Below are 535 nucleotides of genomic sequence, written 5' to 3'. Positions count from 1 at the left end.
GAATAGCTGATGGATCCCCTGTTCCCGCGGGTAGTCCGTGCGTGTCTCGTTCCAGTCATACAGCACCTGACGGCGTTGAGCATCGGACAGCAGCGGCAGCCGGGCGATTTCCTGCGCCGCATCCCGCGCCATCGCCCGCAGCAGCACCTGCCAGTGTTCAACGTAGCGCGTCACCGTTTCCCGGTCGAACAGGCTGCTGGCATACTCGATGCCGCCCTCGATCCGATCGCCGCATTCGCCCAGCGCCAGCGACAGATCGAACTGCGCCGTCACCTGCTCGGAAGCGAACAATTCTCCTTGTAGCTCGCCGAGCCGCAGGGTTTCCCCAGCCGCGTTCTGCCAGGCCAGCATGGTCTGGAACAGCGGACTGTGCGCCAGACTCCGCACCGGATTCAGCGCCTCCACCAACTGTTCGAACGGCAGATCCTGATGCGCCTGCGCCGCCAGCGTGGTCGCTTTTACCTGCGCCAGCAACTCGCCCACCGTCGCGCCGTCCGCTATCCGGCAGCGCAGCACCAGCGTATTGACGAACAGG

The 535-nt window shown here is 64.9% G+C and carries 1 protein-coding gene; it reads right to left on the bottom strand.

The window, feature by feature from the left end:
- Nucleotides 1–535, bottom strand: a 535-nt coding sequence (locus KP22_RS21075; RefSeq protein WP_039326368.1) for a condensation domain-containing protein, incomplete at both ends; no start/stop codon positions are given.

Source organism: Pectobacterium betavasculorum (assembly GCF_000749845.1).
GTDB classification, from domain to species: domain Bacteria; phylum Pseudomonadota; class Gammaproteobacteria; order Enterobacterales; family Enterobacteriaceae; genus Pectobacterium; species Pectobacterium betavasculorum.
Note: the sequence above shows the minus strand (reverse complement) of the source record. Positions and strands in the feature narration are given on the sequence as shown.